Annotated in this window: 6 protein-coding genes and 1 pseudogene; 4 read left to right on the top strand and 3 right to left on the bottom strand. The window is 61.6% G+C overall.

Annotated elements, in window-relative coordinates; translation table 11 throughout:
• The 3 genes from EN939_RS14370 to EN939_RS14360 all read left to right on the top strand — a co-directional run.
• Window positions 1-1,020, top strand: a 1,020-nt coding sequence (locus tag EN939_RS14370) for a GNAT family N-acetyltransferase/peptidase C39 family protein (RefSeq protein WP_127268535.1), incomplete at its 5' end; no start/stop codon positions are given.
• Window positions 1,020-2,483 (top strand): RimK family protein, encoded by a 1,464-nt coding sequence (locus EN939_RS14365; protein ID WP_127268534.1) that lies wholly within the window; start codon window positions 1,020-1,022, stop codon window positions 2,481-2,483. The genes EN939_RS14370 and EN939_RS14365, both read left to right, overlap by 1 nt.
• 30 nt (window positions 2,484-2,513) lie before the next feature.
• A complete protein-coding gene (locus EN939_RS14360; RefSeq protein ID WP_236383112.1) occupies window positions 2,514-2,774 on the top strand; it encodes a DUF3303 domain-containing protein in 261 nt (86 codons plus the stop codon).
• Between the two features lie 18 nt (window positions 2,775-2,792).
• Here EN939_RS14360 and EN939_RS14355 read toward each other — a convergent pair whose 3' ends face one another.
• Window positions 2,793-3,704 carry a LysR substrate-binding domain-containing protein gene (locus EN939_RS14355; protein ID WP_127268532.1) on the bottom strand — a complete coding sequence of 304 codons (912 nt, stop codon included), beginning with the start codon at window positions 3,702-3,704 and terminating at the stop codon, window positions 2,793-2,795.
• Window positions 3,705-3,815: 111 nt separating this feature from the next.
• Between EN939_RS14355 and EN939_RS14350 the strand changes: the two genes are divergently transcribed.
• Window positions 3,816-4,706 (top strand): fatty acid desaturase family protein, encoded by an 891-nt coding sequence (locus tag EN939_RS14350; protein WP_127268531.1) that lies wholly within the window; start codon window positions 3,816-3,818, stop codon window positions 4,704-4,706.
• A 12-nt stretch (window positions 4,707-4,718) separates the two neighbouring features.
• Here the strand turns inward: EN939_RS14350 and EN939_RS14345 are convergent, their stop codons facing one another.
• Both EN939_RS14345 and EN939_RS14340 read right to left on the bottom strand, forming a co-directional pair.
• Complete coding sequence (locus tag EN939_RS14345; RefSeq protein ID WP_127268530.1) at window positions 4,719-6,860, bottom strand: putative bifunctional diguanylate cyclase/phosphodiesterase; 2,142 nt, start codon at window positions 6,858-6,860, stop codon at window positions 4,719-4,721.
• Between the two features lie 164 nt (window positions 6,861-7,024).
• Window positions 7,025-7,300 (bottom strand): annotated as a pseudogene (locus EN939_RS14340) (hydrolase); the annotation flags it as partial.

The following is a 7,300-nucleotide window of genomic DNA, read 5'->3' as shown; positions in this document are numbered from 1 at the left end:
ATTTCCCGCCGCTCCTTTCGCCTGTTCATCGAGCGTGAAACCGCCGAGACGCTGGTCGCTGAAGTCGATGGCCGCCTGGCCGGCTACGCGATCGTGCTGTTTCGCAAGGGCAGCGGCGTGGCGCGCCTCTACTCGATTGCGACCAGTCCGTTTTTCGGCGGGCTGGGTGTCGGCCGCATGCTGCTCGGATCCGCCGAAGATGCCGCCTTCGAGCACGACCGCATGATGCTGCGTCTCGAAGTTCGCGAGGACAACAGCCGCGCGATCCGTATCTACGAACAGGCCGGGTATCGCAAGATCGGCCGCGAGCCCGGCTACTATGAGGATGGCGAAACGGCACTTCGCTACGAAAAGACCTTGCGTGGCGACATTCCGATCGCCACCAAGGTGCCGTTCTACCCGCAGACCTGCGAATTCACCTGCGGCCCGTGCTGCCTGATGATGGCGATGGCCAATTTCGATCGCGGCTTCGTGCCGGATCCGGTCATGGAAATCCGCCTGTGGCGTGAAGCGACGACCGTCTTCATGATGTCGGGTCCCGGTGGTTGCGAGCCATTCGGCCTCGCTGTCTCGGGCTACGAAAGCGGGCTCGCGGTGGAGATCTACGTTTCCTTCTATGGCGCGTTGTTCCTGCAATCGGTACGCAGTGAGGACAAGCGCAGAGTGATGGAACTGGCCCAGGTCGACTTTCGCCGACGCGCGGAACTTTACGGCATCCCGGTGAATTACCGTGCATTCACAATCGACGATATCCGCGCTGCGATCGCTGAGGGAAAGCTGGTGCTGGTGCTGATCAGCGGCTTCCTGATGTTTGGCAAGAAGGTGCCGCACTGGGTGCTGGCGATCGGCGATGACGGCGACCATATCCTGATCCACGACCCTTGGGTCGAAGACGAAAGGCAGGAGACCATCCTTGATGCAGCCAACATTCCCGTGCCTTACGGCATCTTCATGAACATGGCGCAGTTCGGTCGCGATGGATTGCGTGCCGCCATCACTCTGGGAAAGCGTGACAGATAATGACCTGGGTCATCCTTACCGGCAGGCAGAGCGATCTCGACCAGGTGGCGACACCGCACAAGATCATCACCAATCGCGACTATCTCGCGCACCCGTCACTGTTTCGCGGCCAGTGGCCGAAGGTCATCAACCTGTCGAACAATTACGGCTACCAGAGCCGCGGCTACTATGCGTCGCTGCTGGCAAGCTCGCGCGGCCACAAGGTGATCCCGACGGTCGAAACGATGATCGACCTGTCGGAGCGCAAGCTCTATGAACACGCGCTGCCGGAACTGGAGCTGGCGCTCAACAAATGCCGCAAGGATCTCGCCGGCGTTTTTCCGCAAAAGGTCTGCATCTTCTTCGGCATCGGCCCGTCGAAAATCTGGGACCGCTTCGCCAAACTTCTGTTCGACTGGTTCCGCGCGCCGGCGCTCGAAGTCCACATCAAGGACAGCGCCGAATGGGCCTCGATCCGCAAGATCGGTTTCCATCCGCTGGCGCGGATGACCGAGGATGAGGAAAAAAGCTTCATCCAGTGCCTGGAGACCTACACCAACCGCGAATGGCGCGACACCAAGGGCCGCACGCCGGCGCGCTACACCTTCGCCACGCTGGTCGACCCGCATGAGGAATTGCCGCCATCGGAGATATCGTCGCTGCGCTATTGGGCCAAGATCGCCGAGAAGATGGGTGTCGAAATCGAGCCGATCACCAAGCGGGACCTCGCCAAGCTCGCCAATTACGACGCGCTGTTCATTCGCGAGACCACCTCGATCTCCAACCACACCTATCGTTTCGCCCGCCGCGCCCAGCAGGAAGGCATGCCGGTTATCGACGATCCACTGTCGATGATCCGCTGCACCAACAAGGTCTATCTCAACGAGCTGATGGCCTACAACAAGGTGCCGGTGCCGCCGACGGTGATGATCGCCGGCACCTCGGATCTCGAACTGGCAGCGCAGACGCTGGGCTTTCCGCTGGTGCTGAAAATCCCGGATTCGTCGTTCTCGCGCGGCGTCAAGAAATGCGCCAATTTCGAGGAACTGAAGACGCTTGCTACCGAATGGCTGGAGGATTCCGACCTTCTGATCGCGCAAAAATTCATTCCGACCGAGTATGACTGGCGCGTTGGTGTGCTCGGCGGCCAGCCGCTGTTTGCCGTGCATTATCTGATGGCCAAGAAGCACTGGCAGATCGTCAACCACAAGGCCAACGGCAAGCCCGACCAGGGCGGCATCAAGACCTTCACGCTGAAGGAGACGCCGGCGCATGTCGTCGAGACGGCTGTAAAGGCGGCGCGCTGCATCGGCGACGGGCTCTACGGCGTCGACCTCAAGGAGACCAAGGACGGCGTCTTCGTCATCGAGGTCAACGACAATCCCAACCTCGACCATGGCTGGGAGGATTCCGGCGAGAAGGACGAGGTCTGGGTGCGGCTGACGCAGTGGTTCCTGGAGCGGCTGGACCGGCCGGGGCGGTAATTTGATCGGGGGTAGAACATGCAGTTTATCGTGATCGAGGATTTCACCGGCTGCGATCGCAAGGAGATCTATCGCCGCTTTCGCGACCGCGGCCGCCTGAAACCGGACGAGCTTCTCGTGCACCACAGCTGGATCGCGGCGGACATGAGCCGCTGCTTCCTGCTGGTGGAGACCGATGACGTCACGCTGCTGCAGCGTTGGGTCATCGAATGGGCGGATCTGGTGGAGTTCGAGATCATCCCTGTGGCGACAAACAAGGACATGGCTGAGGCCTTGAGCGGGCACCTCTGATCATCGCCGCACGCTACGTCAACGCAGTGCCGGCGAGTCCACTGCGCGTCGGCATTCGTCGATCAGCCACTGGCGAAACGCCGCCACGACGTCGCGCCTGGCGCTGCGCTCGGGGATCGTCAGGCAATAGGGCTGGCGCAGCTCCAGTGCCTGGGCGAGGGGCCTGACAAGCCGGCCGTCTTCCAGCGCCTCGGCACAGTAGATTCCTTGCGCCAGCGCCACGCCCAATCCCGAAATCGCAAGGTCGAGCGCTGCACGCGATGAGTTGGCCGAGAGGCCGCGCTGCGCTGCCCGGCCGGGCTCGATGCCGGCCGCCTCGAACCAGTTGTGCCAGGACGGAAAGGACGCACCAGTCGGTCCCCAGCCCGTGTGGATAAGCGGCAGACTGGCCAGGCCTTCGGGTTTGATCGTGTCCGCCAGCCCGGGCGCACACACGGGATAGACTGCGTCCTGGACGATGTCCTCGGTCGGGTGCTCGCGATAATGCGGCCCATAGGAGAGCCTGATGTCGATCAGTTCACGGTCGAACGGCACCGGGTCGTCGTCGCCTCTGAGCGATATGTCGACGGCGCCATGGCTTGAGGCAAAACCAGCGAGACGCTGCGAAAGCCAACCCATGGCCATGGATGGCGGCACCGACACCACAAGGCGCGGGCGGAACGCATCGCCGCCCAGCTGGCGCGCGACGCTGCCGATCTCCTGGAAGGCCATGGTCAGCCTGGGCAGCATCTCGACGCCGGCCTCGGTGAGGACGACGCGCCGGTTGACGCGGTGGAACAGCTTGCGGCCCATCTGCTCCTCGACCGTGCGGATGAGCTGGCTGACGGCAGCGGCCGACACCGAAAGCTCTTCCGCTGCCGCGGCAAAGCTGCCTGTACGGGCCGCAGCCTCGAAAGTTTGAAGTCCTTTGAGAGAGGGAGGTACGGCCATACTCACCGAATAGATAAGTTCTGCTTATCTAGATTGCAGAAATCGTCGTTTTTGGAAAGGTTGTTCATTGGCTACAATGGGTTCATCAAACTCCAGTCTGGATCGAAGCACGTGGATCATCGTGACGTAATTTCATCGTTGACGCAGGAGGAGCGCAACCGGCTGACCGCCAAGTCTGATGTTGCGGGCCTCGTTCAGCTTGCTGCTCATTGGGGCGCGATCGTGGTCGTCGGATCGCTGATCGCCGCCAAGGTGCCGTTCTGGCCACTGCTGATGCTTCCGCAAGGTATCCTCATCGTCTTCCTGTTCACGCTGCTGCACGAGACGGTTCATCGCACGGCTTTTGAGGCACAGCGGCTGAACGATGTCGTGGCGCGGGTGTGCAGTCTGGCGATCGCACTGCCGGCGGACTGGTTCCGCTACTTCCACTTTGCCCACCATCGATACACGCAAGACCCGGAGAACGACCCTGAACTGGCCTTCCCGAAACCGGAGACATGGCGGCAATACCTCGTCCACATATCCGGCATCCCGTTATGGTGGGGCCACCTCAAGACGCTCTATGCTAACGCGGCGGGCGGTTGTCGCGAAAGCTACGTTCCGCCAAAGGGCTATGACAAGGTACGCAGCGAGGCACGCGCCATGATTGCCTTTTATGCCGTGGTCCTTCTGCTGGCCCTTTATTTCCGGCTCTCGGTGCTTGTCTATGTCTGGATCTTGCCCGCTCTGTTGGGGCAGCCGTTTCTGCGCCTCTATCTCTTAGCCGAGCACGGCCGTTGTCCGTTCGTCGCCAACATGCTGGAGAACACCAGGACCACGCTGACCAATTGGCTGGTCCGCAGGCTGGCGTGGAACATGCCGTTCCATGCCGAGCATCATGCCTATCCAGGCGTGCCGTTTCATCAACTGCCGCGGTTTCATGCGCTGATCGAGCGGCATCTCAAGGTGGTCGAGCCCGGCTATGTCAGCTTCCACGGCAAATACATCGACACGCTGCGTTGACGATGGCCGGCCTCAGCCGGTCTGGCTGTGCAGTGCTCGGGATTTCAGCAGACGCTGGATCTCGGCCGCCGTTGACGGCACGCCGATCAGATAGCCCTGCGCCTCTGTGCAGCCATTGCCGCGCAGGATGTCGAGTTGCACCTCGGTCTCGACCCCCTCGGCGGTGACAGTGATGCCAAGCTCGGCGCCCAGCCCGATGACGGTGCGAACGATCGCCGCGGCGTCACGATTGCCCAGGTCGTGGATGAACGAACGATCGATCTTGATCTTGTCGACGGGAAAACGCCTGAGATAGCCGAGCGAGGAATAGCCGATGCCGAAATCGTCCAGCGCGATGCGGATGCCGAGTTCGCGCAACTGCCGCAGCGTCCTCAGCACCGCCTCGCTTTCGTCCATTAGCACGGTTTCGGTGATTTCCAGCTCCAACCGATCGGCTGGCACGCCGGAGAAAGCCAGCGCCGAGATGACGCTGCGGGCGAAGCTGCCGCTTTTAAGTTGCACGGCCGAGACATTGACCGCGACGCGCAGGCCGGCGGGCCAGTCGGCCGCCGCCGTGCAGGCTTTCCTCAGCGCCCATTCGCCAAGCGGCACGATCAATCCAGTGTCTTCGGCGACCGGAATGAAGCTGTCCGGCGCCACCGTGCCGCGTGTCGGCGAATGCCAGCGCATCAAGGCTTCGGCGCCGACGATCTCCCCGGATGCGATGTTCATGATGGGCTGGAAGTCGAGGTCGAATTCCTGGCGCGGCAGCGCGGTCTCGAGGTCGATCTCCAGCGCACGCCGTGCCTGTACCATAGCGTCCATTCCGGGTTCGAAGAACCGATACTGATTGCGCCCTTCACTCTTCGCCCGGTAAAGCGCCGTATCGGCGTTTCTCAGCAGCGCGTCGGCATCTCCACCGTCGTCGGGGAAAACCGCGATGCCCAGGCTGATGCCGACATGCATCTCGCGGCTCTTGTCGCGGAACGGTTTTCCGATTGTCTCGACGATGCGCTTCGCGAGTTTTTCTGCATTGGCAATGCCCTTGAAGTTGAACTGGATGATGACGAATTCGTCGCCGCCGAAACGGGCGACGACGTCGGTTTCGTTGTGCAGGCAGCGCTGCAGCCTCTCGGCCACGCTCTTCAACAGCCAGTCCCCGGCCGGATGTCCCCAGGTGTCGTTGACCGCCTTGAAGCGATCGAGATCGAGCGAAAAGATTGCCAGCGGCGTGACCGCCGTGGCTTCCAGCGCAAGGTCGAGCCGTTCGCGAAACATCGAGCGGTTGGGCAATCCCGTCAGCGTATCGTGATGCGCAAGATGGGTCATGCGCTCTTCGGTGCGGCGACGTTCTGTGACGTCGTCGAAGGTCACTACCCAGCCGCCGCCGTTCATCGGCCGGCGTGTGACCAGAACCGTCCTGCCGTCGGCAAGATGCCGGTAGGCCGAATGCATTTTTGCCGCCGTCAGGCAGGCTTCGGTCTTGGCGACTTCGCTGTCGACGTCGATCTCCGTATAGATGCCGAGTTCCAGCAATCTTTCGAGCGCCTCGCGGTGCGTCGTTCCAAGCGGGAAGTCTGCCGCGGTGACATTGTAGAGTTCAAGAAAACGCCGGTTGCGCACGATCATCTTGCCGTCGGCGCCGTACATCAGCAGGCCTTGCGACATGTTGGCAAGCGCTGCGTCGAAGCGGCGGTGCTGCTCCTTGAGATCCTCTTGCGCGCGGCGCTGCTCGGTGATGTCCTCGTAGATCGAGACCCAGCCGCCCAGAGCCAGAGGGCGGTGCGAGATGCTGACGATGCGGCCGTCCGACAGTGTTTCTTCATAGGTCGAGGGCTTTGCCTGATCGATATAGGGCTTGCGGATGGCGTAGAGTTCGTCGGCGGTTTGCGAGGCGATGCCGATATCGACGCTGTGGCGCAGAATGTCGAGGAACCGGATGCCGGGCCTTATGACGCTGGCTTCGAGGCAAAAGATGTTCAGGTAGTTGCCGTTGCAGATGATCATCCGCTCGTCGGCGTCGAACATGCACAGGCCGTGCGACATGTTCTCGACCGCAGCCGAAAAGCGTTGGTTCTGCTCGCGCAGTTCGTCTTCCATGTGGCGGGAGCGGTCCATGCCTTCGGCCTCCCGTTTCGGGATGGTCGAACCATCCTTGGCATCAGCGACGGGCATGAGCGCGCCTGCGGACCGTGATCGAACGCGCTATTGTGGCCGCCGCCGGTTAATTTAGCGTTTTAATGCATGTCGCCCAAAAGTGACCTCGGTTTTGGGGAAAACGACATGCATAAAACAAGACCTAAAGCGCGGCGCATGAATCCGTTTCAGCGCGACGCGCTTTAGCCGATTGCGGTTGCCGAAACCTGGTGCCGCGACGTCTCGATCGCGGAAAACCGCTTCAGGAACGCATTTTGCGCCCAGGTCACCGAGCGTGGCGTGAAATCGAAGCGGTCGGCATTGAAGCCGCGCGGACGGCCGAAGAACTCGGTCGCCTCGGCGGTCGAAAAGCCGGCGAGCAGCGTTGCCTCGAAATAGGCGGCGATCTGGTCGGCGCGCTTGATCTCCTTGCGCAGCGCAGCACTTGGCTCCTGCGGCAGCGAGAAGCGCAGATGGAT

Origin of the sequence: Mesorhizobium sp. M7A.F.Ca.CA.002.05.1.1 (assembly GCF_003998335.1) — a bacterium.
Lineage (GTDB): Bacteria > Pseudomonadota > Alphaproteobacteria > Rhizobiales > Rhizobiaceae > Mesorhizobium.
The sequence above is the reverse complement of the archived record's forward strand: the minus strand, read 5'-3'. Positions and strand labels throughout refer to the sequence as shown.